At 66.2% G+C, this 15,449-nt stretch carries 11 protein-coding genes; 5 read left to right on the forward strand and 6 right to left on the reverse strand.

The window, feature by feature from the left end; translation table 11 throughout:
* Positions 1-13: 13 nt before the first annotated feature.
* Positions 14-952 carry a LysR substrate-binding domain-containing protein gene (locus tag HUK68_RS19305; RefSeq protein WP_175505665.1) on the reverse strand — a complete coding sequence of 313 codons (939 nt, stop codon included), beginning with the start codon at positions 950-952 and terminating at the stop codon, positions 14-16.
* Between the two features lie 122 nt (positions 953-1,074).
* On the opposite strand from HUK68_RS19305, the gene HUK68_RS19310 reads away from it, so the two are divergent.
* Positions 1,075-2,067: a Bug family tripartite tricarboxylate transporter substrate binding protein gene (locus tag HUK68_RS19310; protein WP_175505666.1), complete on the forward strand. Its 993-nt coding sequence runs from the start codon at positions 1,075-1,077 to the stop codon at positions 2,065-2,067.
* Positions 2,068-2,069: 2 nt separating this feature from the next.
* Positions 2,070-2,948 carry an N-formylglutamate amidohydrolase gene (locus HUK68_RS19315; RefSeq protein ID WP_434082451.1) on the forward strand — a complete coding sequence of 293 codons (879 nt, stop codon included), beginning with the start codon at positions 2,070-2,072 and terminating at the stop codon, positions 2,946-2,948.
* Between the two features lie 20 nt (positions 2,949-2,968).
* Here the strand turns inward: HUK68_RS19315 and HUK68_RS19320 are convergent, their stop codons facing one another.
* Positions 2,969-4,225 carry an MFS transporter gene (locus tag HUK68_RS19320; RefSeq protein WP_175505668.1) on the reverse strand — a complete coding sequence of 419 codons (1,257 nt, stop codon included), beginning with the start codon at positions 4,223-4,225 and terminating at the stop codon, positions 2,969-2,971.
* Between the two features lie 80 nt (positions 4,226-4,305).
* Here HUK68_RS19320 and HUK68_RS19325 point away from each other — a divergent pair, with 80 nt between their 5' ends.
* The 3 genes from HUK68_RS19325 to HUK68_RS19335 all read left to right on the forward strand — a co-directional run bounded on the left by HUK68_RS19325 (position 4,306) and on the right by HUK68_RS19335 (position 8,367).
* The gene (locus tag HUK68_RS19325; protein WP_279614231.1) at positions 4,306-5,217 is read left to right on the forward strand and encodes a LysR family transcriptional regulator; all 912 of its coding nucleotides are present in this window, start codon (positions 4,306-4,308) and stop codon (positions 5,215-5,217) included.
* 139 nt (positions 5,218-5,356) lie between these two features.
* A complete protein-coding gene (locus tag HUK68_RS19330; RefSeq protein WP_175505669.1) occupies positions 5,357-7,447 on the forward strand; it encodes a carboxypeptidase-like regulatory domain-containing protein in 2,091 nt (696 codons plus the stop codon).
* 80 nt (positions 7,448-7,527) lie between these two features.
* Complete coding sequence (locus tag HUK68_RS19335; protein WP_175505670.1) at positions 7,528-8,367, forward strand: carboxypeptidase-like regulatory domain-containing protein; 840 nt, start codon at positions 7,528-7,530, stop codon at positions 8,365-8,367.
* 22 nt (positions 8,368-8,389) lie between these two features.
* On the opposite strand, the gene HUK68_RS19340 is transcribed toward HUK68_RS19335, so the two are convergent.
* The 4 genes from HUK68_RS19340 to HUK68_RS19355 form a co-directional block, all read right to left on the reverse strand.
* A complete protein-coding gene (locus tag HUK68_RS19340) occupies positions 8,390-9,727 on the reverse strand; it encodes a methyl-accepting chemotaxis protein (protein ID WP_175505671.1) in 1,338 nt (445 codons plus the stop codon).
* Between the two features lie 28 nt (positions 9,728-9,755).
* Entirely contained in the window at positions 9,756-11,507 is a 1,752-nt protein-coding gene (locus HUK68_RS19345) for a putative bifunctional diguanylate cyclase/phosphodiesterase (protein ID WP_175505672.1), read from the reverse strand.
* Entirely contained in the window at positions 11,504-13,618 is a 2,115-nt protein-coding gene (locus HUK68_RS19350) for a putative bifunctional diguanylate cyclase/phosphodiesterase (protein WP_175505909.1), read from the reverse strand. The genes HUK68_RS19345 and HUK68_RS19350 overlap by 4 nt, the downstream gene beginning before the upstream one ends.
* Positions 13,619-13,874: 256 nt before the next feature.
* Positions 13,875-15,206: a winged helix-turn-helix domain-containing protein gene (locus tag HUK68_RS19355; RefSeq protein WP_175505673.1), complete on the reverse strand. Its 1,332-nt coding sequence runs from the start codon at positions 15,204-15,206 to the stop codon at positions 13,875-13,877.
* Positions 15,207-15,449: the final 243 nt, after the last annotated feature.

The raw sequence follows: 15,449 nt of genomic DNA on the forward strand, positions 1-15,449 counted from the left end.
AACGTCCTGTCCTCTAGTCCCGCCGCTCCCCCATCCCCATTCCCCGAATGTCCTCCCCAGCCGCCTCCAGCAGCCAGCGCCGGAACTGCGCAAACCCGGGCCGCGGCCGGCGGTCGTGCGGCGCGCACAGGTAGTAGCCGCGCTGCAGCGAGATCGGCAGATCGAAGGGCACCACCACCGCGCCCGATTGCAGCGCCTCCTTCACCAGGCAGCGCTGCACCAGCGCCACGCCCATGTCGGCAATCACCGCCTGGATCAGCATCGAGACCTGGTCGAATGCGGTGGTCAGATTGGGCGCCTGGCGCCCGGCCTGCGCGGCGCGCAGCCATTGCGTCCAGTTGCCGGGCGCGGTGGTGTGGTACAGCAGCGGCTCCTGCGCGAGATCGCCGGGCGCGCGCCAGGCGCCTTGCGCCAATCGCTGCTGCAGGCGCGCGGGGTGGCAGATCGGCACCATTTCGCGGCCGATCACATAGTCGCAGCTGCAATGCGGCCACTCCTCTGGCCCCAGGCCGGTGAGCACGGCGGCATCGGGCGTGCTGCCGGAAAAATCCTCGCCCTTGCTATAGGGCACGAAGTTCAGCTTGATGCCCGGGTGCAGCGCCTGGAAGCTGCGCAGCCGCGGGATCAGCCAGACGCTGGCAAAGGTCGGCACGACGGCCAGATGCAGCGGCCGGTCGGCGGGCATGACGCGCAGCCGCGCGCTGACTTCCTCGATCGCGCCCAGCGGCGCGCGCACCGCGTCGAGCAACTCGCGCCCCACGCTGGTCAGCGACAGCGCATGCGCGTTGCGCTTGATCAGCGGCACGCCGTAATGCTGCTCCAGCCGCGCCACGGCCCGGCTGATCGCGCTCTGCGTGACGCAGAGTTCGGCCGCCGCGCGGGAAAAGCTGCCCAGGCGCACCGCCGTGGCAAAGGCATGGAGTTCGGACATCGAGGGCGAGTGCATTCGCATGGGGCAGGGGTCTCTGGGCCAGGGCGTGATTGCCCCGCGGCAGTGCGAGTATGCACAACCGTCATGCTCAGTGCCGATTTGTCGTTTTGCGCCCTCGGCGCCGCGCCCGACACTTGGCCTCCATGACCACGCCCATCTTCCCTCTTTCCCGCCGCTCGGCCGCGCTCGCGCTGGCCGTCTTTGCCGCCCTGGGCGCCAGCGCCGCGCAGGCCGAATACCCCGACCGCCCGATCAAGCTGATCGTGCCGTTTGCCGCCAGCGGCTCGACCGACCTCGCGGCGCGCCTGATCGGCGAATACGCGGCCCGCGTGCTGGGCCAGGCCATCGTCATCGAAAACCGCGCTGGCGCGGGCGGCTCGCTGGGCATGGACATGGTCGCCAAATCCAAGCCCGACGGCTACACGCTGGGCATGGCGACGATGAGCACGCATGGCTCGAACGTCGCGGCCTATGGCAGCCGTCTCAAGTACGACCCGGTCAAGGACTTCGTGCCGGTGAGCAACGTGGCCACGGTGCCCAGCGTGCTGGCCGTCACCGGCAAGTTCCCGGCGAAGAACATGGCGGACTTCCTCGCGCTGGCCAGGAGCGAGCCCGGCAAGATCACGTTTGCCTCGCCGGGCACGGGCTCGCTGGGCCACTCCAACGTCGAGTACTTCTCGAGCCTGGCGAAGATCAAGCTGCTGCACGTGCCCTACAAGGGCTCGGGCATGGCGCTCAACGATGCGGTGGCGGGCCAGGTCGATGCGATCACCGACAACCTGCCTTCGGCGCTGCCGCACATCAAGGCCGGCCGCCTGCATGCGCTGGCCGTGCTCTCGGACAAGCGCTCGCCCGCGCTGCCCGATGTGCCCACCTACGGCGAACTCGGTTTCCCGCAGATGGGCAACGGCGGCTGGTTCGGCGTGGTGGCGCCCGCGGGCACGCCGCCGGCCATCGTCAAGAAACTCAACCAGGCGATCCACACGGCCATGAAGGAGCCCGACTTCATCAGCAAGATGGAAGAGGCCGGCGCCACGCTCATTCCCGGCACCTCGGCGCAGTTCCAGGCGCAGATCGAGCAGGCCGTGCAGCGCTACAAGAACGTCGCCAAGGTGGCGAAGATTTCGGTGGAATGAGCATGCAGCACACCTCTGCCATGTTCCGGCTGCACGCGCCCGAAGGCGTGGCCATTCCACTGGTCTGCGATTCGCCGCACAGCGGCGTGCAGTACCCCGACGACTTCGGCCATGCCGTGCCGCGCGCGCTGCTGCGCGCCGCCGAGGACACCCATGTCGAGGCGCTGTGGGGCGATGCGCCGAAGCTGGGCGCAACGCTGGTCGAGGCGCTGTTTCCGCGCAGCTATCTCGACCTGAACCGCACGCTCGACGATATCGACCCGAACCTGCTGGCCAGCCCCTGGCCCACGCCCCTGAACCCCAGCGAGAAAACGCGCCTGGGCTCGGGCCTGATGTGGCGTACCGTCAAGAACACGCCGATCTACGACCGCCTGCTGTCGGTGGCCGAGGTACAGCAGCGCATCGCGCGCTGTTACCAGCCCTACCACCAGGCGCTGGCCGCGGTGGTGGAGAGCACGCACCAGCGCTTTGGCGCGGTGTGGCATCTGAACCTGCACTCGATGCCCAACAACGCCTATGAGCGCCTGCAGATCAAGAGCGACAAGCCCCTGGCCGACTTCGTTCTTGGCGACCGCGACGGCACGACCTGCGAGCCGGCATTCGTCGCGCTGGTCGAGGAGTACCTGCGCGGCTGCGGCTACACCGTGGCGCGCAACGATCCCTACAAGGGCGTGCAGCTGATCGCCAGGATCGGCCAGCCCGCGCTGCAGCGCCACAGCATGCAGATCGAGATCCGCCGCCCGATCTACATGGACGAGGAATCGCGCGAGCGCAATGCCGACTTCGAGGTGGTGCGCAAGGACATCGCGGGGCTGCTTCGAACCATGTCCGCGTACTTCGCGGCGCATCCGTCGCTGCAGCACTCCGCAAGCACCGTCTGAGCCGCGCGCGGTCTCAGGTTTCAGCCTGCGGCCGCAAACCCGCGCCCCCTCCACGCCAGGCCCAAGCCCAGCAGCGCCAGCGCGGCCGTGAGCGCCACCACCGCGCTCCAGCCGCCGTGCTGCCAGAACCAGCCCGCGATCGAGCCGACGACGCTGGAGCCCAGGTAGTAAAACAGCAGGTACAGCGAAGCCGCGTGGCCTTTGGTGGCTCCCGCCAGCGGACCCACCGAGGAACTGGCCACCGCATGCCCGACGAAGAACCCCGTGGTCACCAGCGCAATGCCGGTGAACACGACGGGCAGCGCAGACGACAGCGTCAGCAGCATGCCCGCCAGCATCAGCGCGAAGCCGGCCAGCAGCAGCGGCCGCCGGCCCATGCGTTCCGCGAGCCGGCCGGCCGTCGACGATGCCACCATGCCGAAGCCGAACGCCAGGAACAGCAGGCTGATCTGCGTCTGGCTCAGGCCATAAGGCGCGCCTGCAAGCCGGAAGGTGGCGTAGTTGAACATCGAGACGAAGATGCTCGTGAGGGTGAAGCCCACGGCATAGATCGACCACAGCTGGGGGTTGCGCAGGTGTCCGCCCCAGGCCTGCAGATGGAAGTGCAGTTGCAGCCCAGGGCGTGGCGTGAAATTGCGCGAAGGCGGCAACAGCGCCAGGAAGCCGATGGCGGACAGAAGGCACAGCCCGCCCAGCAGTCCGAGCGCAAACTGCCACGACACCCACTCGGTCAGCAGCCCCATGCCGACGCGGCCCGTCATGCCGCCAAAGGCGGTGCCGGCCAGGTACAGGCCCATGGCCCGGGCCAGGTGGCGCGGGTCGATCTCCTCGGCCAGATAGGCCATGGCCACGGCAGGCACGCCGCCCAGCACCAAGCCCTCGAGCGCACGGGCCGCCAGCAGCGCATTCCAGCTCGGCACCACCGCGGCAGCAATGTTGAGCAAAGAGGCCAATGCCATCGACGTGAACATCAGCCCGCGCCGGCCCAGTGCCTGCGAAAACGCGCCCGCCAGCACGATGGCAACGGCCAGCAGCCCCGTGGTCAATGACAACGCCAGCGAACTTTGCGCCGCCGTGATGCCAAAGGTCTGCGCAAATGCCGGCAGCAGCGGCTGCACGCAGTAGATCAGCGAAAAGCTTGCAAAGCCGGCGAGAAACAGTGCCCATTGGGCCCGCAGATATTCGGGCGTATGGCGGGCAATGCCCTGGTGCGGCGCAGCGGAAACAGGGGACGATGGGCTCGCCTCCAGCGAGGGGCGAGCGATGGCGCAAGACATACCGGCGATGCGGACAAGCCGCGTAGAAATGGAATACCGAATCTAGGGTTTGTCCTGATATTTGTCCAATATATGCTTGCATGGATCTCAATATCCATTACAAATACCAGATGGAGCTACGCCACATTCGCTACTTCCTCGCCGTGGCACAGGAAGGCAATTTCACGCGCGCCGCGGCGCAGTTGGGCATCGGCCAGCCGCCGCTGAGCCTGCAGATCAAGGACCTCGAAGCCGAGGTCGGCACGCCGCTGTTCCAGCGTGTGCCGCACGGCGCGGTGCTGACCGATGCGGGCCGCGCATTTCTGGAGCGCGTGCAGCCCTTGCCCGCCCGCGCCGCCGATGCGGTGCGCGCGGCGCAGCGTGCGGCGCGCGGCGAGATCGGCCTGCTGCAGGTGGGCTTCACCGGCTCGTCGGCGCTCAATCCGGTGGTGCTCGATGCCATCCGCGCCTACCGCCGTACTTATCCACAGGTGGAACTGACGGTGGACGAGGGCAACTCGCAGACCCTGGTCGAGCGTTTGCGCAGCGGCCGGTTGGACATTGCCTTCGTGCGCCCCGACGGCCTCGATGCCGAGGATCTGCGCTTCCACCGCTATCCCGACGAAGCGCTGATTGCCGCGCTGCCCGCGGCCCATCCCGCCGCCAGCGCGGGCGCGCGCATCGATCTGCAATCGCTGCGCGCCGAGCCTTTCATCCTCACGCCGCGCCCGCTGGGCCCCAGCCTGTTCGATGCCGCAGTGGCCGCCTGCCGCAGCTCGGGCTTCGAACCGATGCTCGGGCCGTCGGCCACGCAGATCGTCTCCATCCTGGCCGCCGTGGCCGCCGAGCTGGGTGTCACGCTGGTGCCGGCATCGATGCGCCAGTTGCGCTTCAAGGGCGTGGTCTACCGCGCGCTGCGCAACCACCCCGCCACGGTCAGCCTGGCGGTGGCGCACCGCAGCGCGGACGCATCGCCGCTGATTGCAAACTTCGTGCAGCAGGCGCAGCAGTAGCCTCGGGCGTTGACTCCCGGTCACCTTGAAACCTTCGTTCTTTCAAGCTTGTATTCCCGACGATTGCGACTAGATTTTTGTTCAGGACTCTGGGCAAGCAATGCATCGACGCCGCAGACGTTGGTGCCGGGAGACTGCGATGAAAACCAGGTGGTACAGAGCACTGTCGCTGGGCGCGGCACTGGTCGTGGTGGCTGGCATGGTGGGCTGCGATGGACGTGAAGATCGCACCCACTCCCCCCCGGCAGCTGTGGTCGATGCTCCCGATCCCAATGAGCAGGAAGCGCCGCTGTCGGATATGGAGTTGACCCATGTGCGCAGCAGCGATGCGCTGCAGGGGCAAGGCTCACCGGTGCAATTCAAGGCCAGTGGTGCGGCGCTATCCACTGAGATGTCGAGCTACACGGTCTATTTGAACGATTCGATAGTGGATGGCGCGAATCTCCTGGTCCAGGGCGATCAGCTGACCATGACTTCTGCGTTGAAGAACGGCAGGAATCAGGTTTTGGTCTATGCACCCGATGCGCAAGGCGCTCCAATCGAAGCCAGGGCCAGCATCTGGGCAGGAACTGCACCCGTACAAGGAAGGGTGGTCGATGAAGCAGGCAACCCAGTGGTTGGCGCGACGGTGGTGGGATCACTTGCGGATGATTCAAAGGTCACTGCCACCACGACAACAGACAGCGCTGGCCGGTATGTATTGCGTAATTTCCCGAGCCGGACTGTCATCGTGACAGCTACCGGGTCAGGGGACCTGTCTGGCTCGACAGCGGGTGTGGCTGGGACGGAGTTTCCGAATCTTGTGTTCTGGAACTTTGGCATTCCGGTGACTCCGAATCTGGATTTTTCCCGGGGCACGGAAGGTTGGATCAATCACAATGGCGTGCCTCCGACACTGGAGGATTACGTCGAGAATCCAGGCCCCAAGTCGGCCTTGCCTTCACCAGCGAGTTATTCCCAGTTCATGCGCTGGAGCCCTTTCTCGACAGCGCATGCGCAAGCCGTCACAAGAAAAAGCCTGCGACTGAGCACGAGCGGCATGGGACCCATTACCACTTCTCATACGTTCATACCGCCCGCAGATGCCAAGACGTTTCGCATGCGCTATCGCTTCCAGACTACTGAATTTCCAACCTACTTTGGTTCAGCGTACAACGACGCATTCCAAATCACGTTGAACAGCAAAGGTGGGCAAAAAGCGGTTGAACGCGGTTCGATGAACGAGCTCGGAGCAGCCGCCTTCGACTCCAGCGGATCAACAGCATGGAAGGATTTGACGCTGGAACTAGCCGCTGCAGGCTCGCCTGTTCGGGTCGAAGTGACCTTGGCCAATGTCAAAGATGGCGCCATGGATTCGGTCGTAATTATCGATCACATGCAGCCCAGCTCGCTGTCGATTACACAGGCCCGTCTTTTTGATATCGACAATTCCACACTTCAATATTTGAGTGCCACCGATCATCCATATTTCGGTGCCACCACTCGTGTCCATGCAACGCTCAAGCTCATGGGGCCTGCCGCTGCAAAGCTTTCTTCATTGGAGCTTCATGTACAGCAAGACGGTGTCGTCAAAGCCAGGGGCCAGCTTGCCACTTCGTTGAACTCGAAGCTCTACAAACCTTTTGGAGCATCCGGCATTGAACTCTCGGCCGCTCAACTGGCATTTGAAATTCCTGCCAAGGAGCTTGCCGCAGTGAACTCTACACATGACGGTCCGTTGAAGCTGAAGCTGGTGGCAAAAGCCGACGATGGCAGCACCGCCGAGAAAGAAATGGGCCAGGTTCCATTGCTGGTACGTTGGACAGGCGGCGAGCGCTACGGCGGCCGGGATGCGCATAGAGGAGGGGATGATTGGCTGACAGCTGCAACGCGCGACATATGCAGTTCCGTGAACGCGAGTTGGGGGGACTTCAGCAATATGAATGCCGGTTCGTTTGCGCCCGACCATCGTTCGCATACCTCCGGAGGGGATGCCGATGGATGGTATTCCGGGTACAGCGCCAGAGATGCGGCGGCTGCGGCCAAAATGATTGCAATGTTGAACACGCCGGGCGTTGGGAAAAAGGTGAAGTTGGTCTATGTCTCGCATACGCCGCGCCCCCGAAACGCGTTCTATGACGCGTACAAGGATGTAACGCTCGCTGATGGACGAAGGGCCGATCATGTCATCCGAAACTACGCTGGTCATGACACGCATTTTCATTGGAGCATGCCTGGACTGGAGGGGTAAGGCTGCTGGGTCAGCTTTAAGTCCCAGACTGCGGCCAAACCCATCATGGACACCAAATGCGCGGATGCCGGGAGGCTTCGATGAGGGCCAATTTGCAGAAGGTGCTATTGCCGGGCATGGCACTGGTCGTAGTGGCTGGCATGGCGGGCTGCTATGGACGAGAGCAAACCGTGGAAACACCGCCAGCAGCCAGCGTCTTCGATGGACCTGATCCCAATGAACGGGAAGCGCCGTGGTCTGAGATGAATCTGGAGCATGTGCGCAGCAGCAATTCGCTTCAGCATCAGGGTGGTCCAGTGCAATTCAAGGCCAGTGGAGCGGTTCTATCCACTGACATGTCGATGTATACCGTCTACGTGAATAGGTCCATCGTAGACGTAGCAACTCTGCGCGTTGATGGCGATATGTTGACAGTAGCTTCTGCGCTGAAAGATGGCATAAACCCGGTCTCGGTCTATGGGTCAGATGCCGAGGGCGCGTTGGTGGTGTTCAGGACTGCCATCTGGGCCGGCACTGCATCCGTACAAGGAAAAGTTGTGGATGAACCCGGCAATCCTGTGGCGCGCGCAACGGTCGTTGCCGCACTCACCGAGGACCCAACGGTCACAGCCACCACCACGACCGACAGTGCCGGGCGGTACGTTCTGAACAATTTTCCAAGACAGACGGTCGCAGTGACGGCCACGGGTACAGGCACCCTGTCCGGCTCGACGATAGGCCAGGCAGGAGAGGATTTCGGCGATATCGTGTTCTGGAGCTTTGGCATTCCGGTGGCGACGCCAAACCTGGATTTCTCCCGGGGCACCGAGGGCTGGATCAGCCGCAGGGGCCCGCCTCCAACGTTGGCGGATCACGTAGAAAATCCCGGGCCGCAGCCGGCTTCGTCAGAAAGTCCGATTCGGTCCCCGGGCGCGCGCTGATCCATTGGACCAGCGTCGCCTCTCACCGCTGTATCACCGCATTCTCCAATTGCCGCATCGCTTCGCGCGTATCCACCAGCCGTTCGTCCTGCGCGCGCGAGGCCTGGATGATGTGGTCCATGATGCCGCTGGCGTTGGCCGCGGCGGTGCGCATCTGGCGCATCATGTCGCCCGATTCGTTGACGCGCGCCACGCCCTGCTGCACCGACTGGGTGGAGCTGCCGATCACCGCCTTGACCTCCTTGGCCGCCACGGCGCTGCGCTGCGCCAGGCTGCGCACTTCGCTGGCGACCACGGCAAAGCCGCGGCCGTGTTCGCCGGCGCGGGCGGCCTCGACGGCGGCGTTGAGGGCCAGCAGATTGGTCTGGAAGGCAATGCCGTCGATCAGGCCGACCATTTCGCCGATGCGCCGGGAGTCGGCCATGATGCGCGACATCGCGTCGACGGCGTTGTCCAGCGCCGCGTCGCCGCGCTGGGCAATGCTCGCGACCTCCTTGGTCTGGGCATGCGCATCGCGCGCCTGACCCGCGCTGTCGCGCACCAGTTGCTGCAGTTGCTCGAACGCGTCCTGCACCAGCTGCGTGGCCTCGAAACGCGCGGTGATGTCGGTGGCGTATTTGACGATCTTGAACGGCTGCCCGGCCTGGTCCAGCACCGGGCTGTAGTTGGCTTCGATCCAGACATCGTTGCCGCCCCGGCCGATGCGCCGGAACTGCCCGCGGTAGTGCTGGCCCCTGGCCAGTTGCGGCCAGAACGCCGCGTATTCCGCGGTGTGCCGTTCCCGGGGATCGACAAACATGCGGTGGTGCTGGCCGACCAGTTCGGCTTCGGAGGCATAACCCATGGCCTCGAGGAAGTTGCGGTTGCAGCGCAGGATATGCCCGTCCAGCGTGAACTCGATCACCGCCTGGGCGCGGCCCACGGCGGCCAGCTGGCTGCTGGCTTCGGCGTCGCGCCGCACTTCGGCGGAGATGTCCATCGCGTACTTCACCACGCGCAGCACGCGGCCCTTGCGGTCGAGCACCGGGCAGTAGTTGGCCTGCAGCCAGACCTCGCGGCCGTCGCGGGCCATGCGCTTGCAGCGGCCGACAAACGCCTCGCCCGCGTTCAGACGCGCCCAGAACCGGCCGTAGGCCAGCTCGTCATGGTCTGCCGGGTCCACGAAGATGCGGTGGTGCTGGCCTTGCAGATCCTCGATGCGGTAGCCCATGAGCGCGAGGAACTGCGGATTGGCATAGAGGATGCGGCCCTGTGCATCGAACTCGATCACCGCCTGATTGCGGTACAGCGCCTGCATCTGGGCATTGCCGCGGCGGGAGCCCAGGCCCAGCTTGGCCATGACGGAACGGATAGCTCGCATAAGTTGACCTCGATGTTTCAGTGCCGGCTCAGCAGGCCCGGGCGGGTAGGGGGGGAGCGGGCCGGTTCAGCAGGCCCTGGGGAATTGCCAGTGAATGTTCGAATTGCGCGGCCGGGACCGGGCGCGCGAAGTAGTAGCCCTGGAACAGGTCGCAGCCATGCTCCGCGAGATAGCGCACCTCCTGCTCCTGCTCGACGCCTTCGGCCAGCACGCGCAGGCCCAGCCCGTGGGCCAGCTCGATCAGCGCGCCGCAGATCGCCTGGCCTTCGCGCGAGCGGTGCACGTCGGTGACGAATTCGCGGTCGATCTTGAGCTTGTCGAACGGCAGCTTGCGCAGGTAGCTCATGCTGGCGTAGCCGGTGCCGAAATCGTCGATGGCAATGCCTACGCCTGCGCTGCGCAGCGCCGAGAACACGCGGTAGGTATGTTCGTGGTCGACCATGGCCACGGTTTCGGTCAGCTCGATCTCCAGCTGGTCCGCCGAGATGCTCGATGCGGCAATGGCCTCGCGCAGGTGCTGGCCCAGCTGTGGATCGAGGAACTGGCGTGCCGACACATTGATCGCCATGCGCATGCGCGGCAGGCCGGCGCGGCTCCAGACGCCCAGTTGGCGGCAGGCTTCGCGGATCACCCACAGGCCCAGCGGCTCGATCAGGCCCGAGCTTTCCGCGGCATCGATGAAAGCGCCGGGCGGCACCAGGCCGCGCTCGGGATGGTTCCAGCGCAGCAGCGCCTCGGCGCCCGTGACACGGCCGGCCTGCAGGTCGAACACCGGCTGGTAATGCAGCATGAATTCGCCGCGCTTGAGCGCGCGGCGCAGGTCCTGCTCCAGCTGCAGCTGCTCGATGGCCTGGCGCCGCGCATTGACCGAGTGCAGCATCACCTGCGTGGGCTGGGCCTGCGAGGCCGCGGCAATGCCGGCGTCGATCAGCGCCTCGGCCTGCATGCCGTCATCGGGGAACACGGCGAGCCCGCCTTGCAGCTGGGGCTGAAAAAGCAGCGCGCCCAGCGGCAGCTCGCTGGTGCATAGCTTCAGGTGCACGCGCAGGCGCGCTGCCGTGGCGGCCCAGGTATCGGGCTCGCCGTTGAGATGCACGATGCAGCCGAACTTGGAGGGGCCGACGCGCGACAGCTGCTCGGAGAAATGCCCGGTCATGTCGAGCCGCTGTGCCAGCTTGCGCGCGGCGAGTTCGGCGCGCTCGCCGTCGATGGTTTCCTCGATGCGCGCCAGGTTGGTCACGCGCACGATGGCCACGGCAAACGGCTGGCCGTGCGCGATCCGGTCCTGCACATGGGCCTGGAATCGCTTGCGGTTCGGCAGGCCCGTGACTTCGTCGACGAACTCCAGCACTTCCAGGGTCTTCTCCAGGTGCTGCAGCGCCTGCTGCGCGTCGGCCATCAGCATGCCGGCCTCGTCGGTGAAGTGGGTCGGCAGCCGCAGCCGCAGGCGCTGCTCGCGGTAGAGGCGCAGCGCGCGCGCGGTGGCCGTCACCGGCCGCAGCAGGTGGTGCAGCGCCAGCAGCGTGGCCGCCGTGCCGACCACCGTGGCGCCCAGGGCCACGGCCAGCACCTGCAGCAGCATCTTCCAGTCATGCGTGTTTTCCAGCGCGAACCAGAGGGCCAGCGCCAGCAGCGGCACATGCGAGCCGATGAACGCCAGCAGCATGATCTTCGCCTGGTAGTTCAGGTGCCTGAACCGCGCGAGCCAGGCATAGACACCCAGCGCGGGCAGCCGCTCCTGGGCGGGCATGGCCTTTTTCGGCCAGGGGGTGCGCTTCATGGGTTTCCTCGTGGCTCCGGCGGCTGGCCCGCCTGCAGCCAGGCCAGCAGCCGTTCGGCCGGCATCGGGCGGGCAAAGAAGAAGCCCTGGAACTCGTCGCAGCCCGCCGCCTGCAGGATGTCGCGCTGGCCTTGCGTTTCCACGCCTTCGGCCACCACGCACAGGCCCAGCGCATGCGCCAGGTTGACCACGGCGCCGACCACGGCGCGCGTCTCCGCGCTGTGTTCGAGATCGCTGACGAAGCTGCGGTCGATCTTCAGCTGCTTGGCGGGCAGCTGGCGCAGGTAGTTGAGCGTGGAGTGGCCCGTGCCGAAATCGTCGATCGACAGGAACACGCCGATGCGCGCCAGGCCGTCGAGCGTGTGCTGCGTGGCGCGGATGTCCTCCATGGCCACCGATTCGGTGATCTCGCAGAGCAGCTGCGCGGCCTCGACGCCATGGGCTTGCAGCGCGCTGCCGATGCGCTCTGCCAGGTCGCTTTCGCGCAGCTGGTGCACTGACAGGTTCACCGCCACGCGCATCCGCAGGCCTTGCACGGCCCAGTCGGCCATCTGCCGGCAGGCTTCGTTGATGACCCAGTTGCCGATGTGTCCGATCAGGCCGAAGCGCTCGGCCAGTGCAATGAACACCGTCGGGCCGATGGCGCCGTGCACCGGGTGGTTCCAGCGCAGCAGCGCCTCCACGCCGCTGCTGCGGCCCAGCTTGACGTCGATCTTGGGCTGGTAATGCAGCGCGAGTTCGCCGCGTTCTATGGCGCCGCGCAGGTCGTTCTGCAATTCAAGCTGCCAGGCGGCATCGGACTCCATGTGCGGCTCGAACCCCACACAGCGCGCGCCGCCGGCGCGCTTGGCGGCATACATCGCGGCGTCGGCATGGGCCACCAGCTTGCTGCCGTCGCCCTGGCCCGGATGGATCGCAATGCCGATCGAGCCGGAGATCTGCAGCGATTTGCCCGACACCGGAAACGGGCGCGTCAGCGCGGCCAGCATCTGCTGGGCGATGTCCATGGCTTCGGCCCGGCTGGCGAGGCCTTCGAGCAGGATCAGGAACTCGTCGCCACCGACGCGCGCCACGGTGGCTGGCGGGTGCGCCACCTGCACCAGCCGCTCGGCGGCGCTGCGCAGGATCAGGTCGCCGGCCGCATGGCCAAACGAATCGTTGATGGGCTTGAAGCCGTCCAGATCGACAAACAGCACCGCGAGCTGCGTCTCCCGGTGCGGCGTGGCGTCCAGCCGCTGGCGCGCCTCGCGCAGCCGGTCTTCGAAATGCAGGCGGTTGGGCAAGCCGGTCAGCGCGTCGGAGAACGCGCGTTTTTGCAGTTCATCGTTGGCGGCCTGCAGGCGCGCATTGCTTTCCTGCAGCGATTGCGCCAGGCGCCGCGCGGTGCTTTGCAGGCGCGCATCGAGCAATGAGGTGAACAGCGTGCTGATCAGCAGCAGCAAGGTGGCCATCAGCACCAGCGCGGTCATGCCCGGGCCGCTGAGTTCGCCCGCGCTCAGCGAGATCGAATCGACGGCAAACCGGGCCGCGGCCATGCCGGTGTAATGCATGCCGCCGATCGCCAGGGCCATCACCAGCGCCGCGCCCCACTGCAGCCAATGCCTGCGTGCGTGCTGCGCGCTGCGAAAGGCCGTGAACAGGTGCAGTGCCGTGGCCGAGGCCAGCACCGCAATCAGCACCGACAGCGCCACCAGAGAGTGGTTCCAGACGATGGCGGGCAGCATTTTCATGGCCTCCATGCCGAGGTAGTGCATGGCGCTGATGCCCAGCCCCATCACCACCGCGCCCAGCGCCAGCGACCCGAGGCCGGCATCGGGCCGGCTGGCCAGGCGCAAGGCCAGGCCCGCAGCCGCCACGGCCACCAGCCACGACAGCAGCGTGAGCTGGCCGTCGAAACCCACCGCAATCGCCAGATCGAAGGCCTGCATGGCCAGGAAATGCATCGACCAGATGCCGGTGCCCAGGACGATCGAGCCTGCCGCCCACCACGCCAGCCGCACCTGATGCGACGAGTTGCTCACCTGGCGTGCCAGGTCGAGGGTGACGTAGGAGGCGAGCAGGGCGATCGCAAAGGAAGCCGCCACCACGTAGGGATCGTGGCTGGCGTGCATGAAGCTGTTCACGTTGGAGAGATTCGGGTTGAGACCGGCCGGAGCACAGGCAGCGCCGGGCAATCCAACGGCCAGCACGCGCGCACGCGCAGTCCTGGCCCAGACGCTGCGCCGGCGGTCCGGCAAGGGCGCGCGGGCCCGGGCGCCAAACGCAGGAACATCTCCGCCGATGCCTGGCCGGCCGGGGCTGCGGCATGGAAAAGACTGAAGGGCAGTGTAGGGACGGGCTCGCATGCAATCCTGATGGAAAGATGATTTATGCGCGCGCCCGCAGGTGCTCGAGCTGGCCCAGCACGGCGCGCCCGCGCGCATCGCCCTGCACGAAGCCACGGACCTCGGGCAGCTGCAGCAGCACGGGCAGCAGGCCCACGCGGGCCGCAAACGCCTGCTCGATACGCTCGAAGGCTTCGTCCATCTCGCCCATCAGGAACAGTGCCGCGGCATGCGACACGCGCAGCGTCGGGCCCTCGTCGTCCTGGGCGCGGATCGCGCTCCAGGCGCTGGCATGGTCGCCGCAGCGCGCGTGGATGAACGCGAGATTGGAGTGGCACAGCGGCCACGCCAGGCTGTCGGCGCGCGCCTGGCGCGCGCGCTCGGCCACCTCGGCGCCCGGCGTGTGCGCGGCCTGCAGGGAGATCGCGTAGAGGCTGGCTGCGGCGCTGTCGGGAAAGCGCGCGCACATGCCCGTCACCACGTCCACGGCTTGCGCCTGCTGTCCCAGCGCCAGCAGCGCGCGCGCGTACATGATCGAGATCGCCACCGAAAACGGCCGCAGCGCGTGCGCCGTCGCCAGCGCCGCCAGGGCCGGCTCCTGCCGGCCCTGTGCCAGCAGATGCCAGCCATGGTTGTAGTGCGTCGCAGCATCGTCGCCGGCATATTGCAGGGCGCGCTGGTGCAGCGGCTCGGCCTCGGCAAAGCGCCAGTGGCAATCGAGCAGATGGGCATAGGCCGTGACCGGCCCGCTGCCCGGGCAGCCGCGTTCGAGGGCCGGCGCCAGCAGCGCCAGGCCCTCGTCGAGGTGCGCGCGGCCGTCGGCCATGCCCGAGGTCACCTGCGCGGCCAGGCAGATCGCCAGATGCACGCGCGCGGCCAGGTAATCGCCGTTTTGCTGCAGCACGGCGCGCAGCAGCTGTTCGGACTGCTGCAGCGAGAAACGCGTGCGCAGGTGGATCAGGTTCTCGCAATGCGCCACGGTCTCGGCATGCAGCGCCGGGGCCTGCGCAATTTCCAACAAGCGGCGGTGGTACGCGGCCTGGTGCAGCGGCACGGGCACATTCATGCCGCCCGCGCGCTCGATGCAGTAGCCCTGTCCATACAGCGCCTTGATGCTGATCCCAGGTACCGCCGCCAGCGCCTTGCGTGCCTGCGCGACGCAGCGCGCCAGGCTCTCATCCGACATCGCGCGGCCGGCCCAGACCTGCTGCGAGAACTCGTCCTTGCGCACCACATGCGGCCAACGCACCAGCAGACGGTGCAGCACCGCCAGTTCCTTGGGCGCGAGATCGATCCTGGCGGCGTGCAGGTACACGTTGCCCTCGGCATCAACGGACAGCCCACCCCAGGGCAGCTTGCATTCGGACTCGGTCATGGCGATATGCGGCGCTCCGCATGGTGCGCGCCGTCGGAAACGGATGAGAAGCACTGATCCCTGCACCGTCTTTGGAACCCTCCTGAAGCGGCCCGCGGATTGTGGCGCGTGGCATGTAACGAGGTGTTGCATAAGCAAAAAGATGCACTAATCCCTATGGGTTTTATGATCTAAATCAATTTTCTAAATCGTGCGTATAGCGGCTTTGCGCTCGACGGAAGCAGTGCGGATGGGTTAGGCCGC

Source organism: Comamonas antarctica (assembly GCF_013363755.1).
Classification (GTDB): domain Bacteria; phylum Pseudomonadota; class Gammaproteobacteria; order Burkholderiales; family Burkholderiaceae_C; genus Comamonas; species Comamonas antarctica.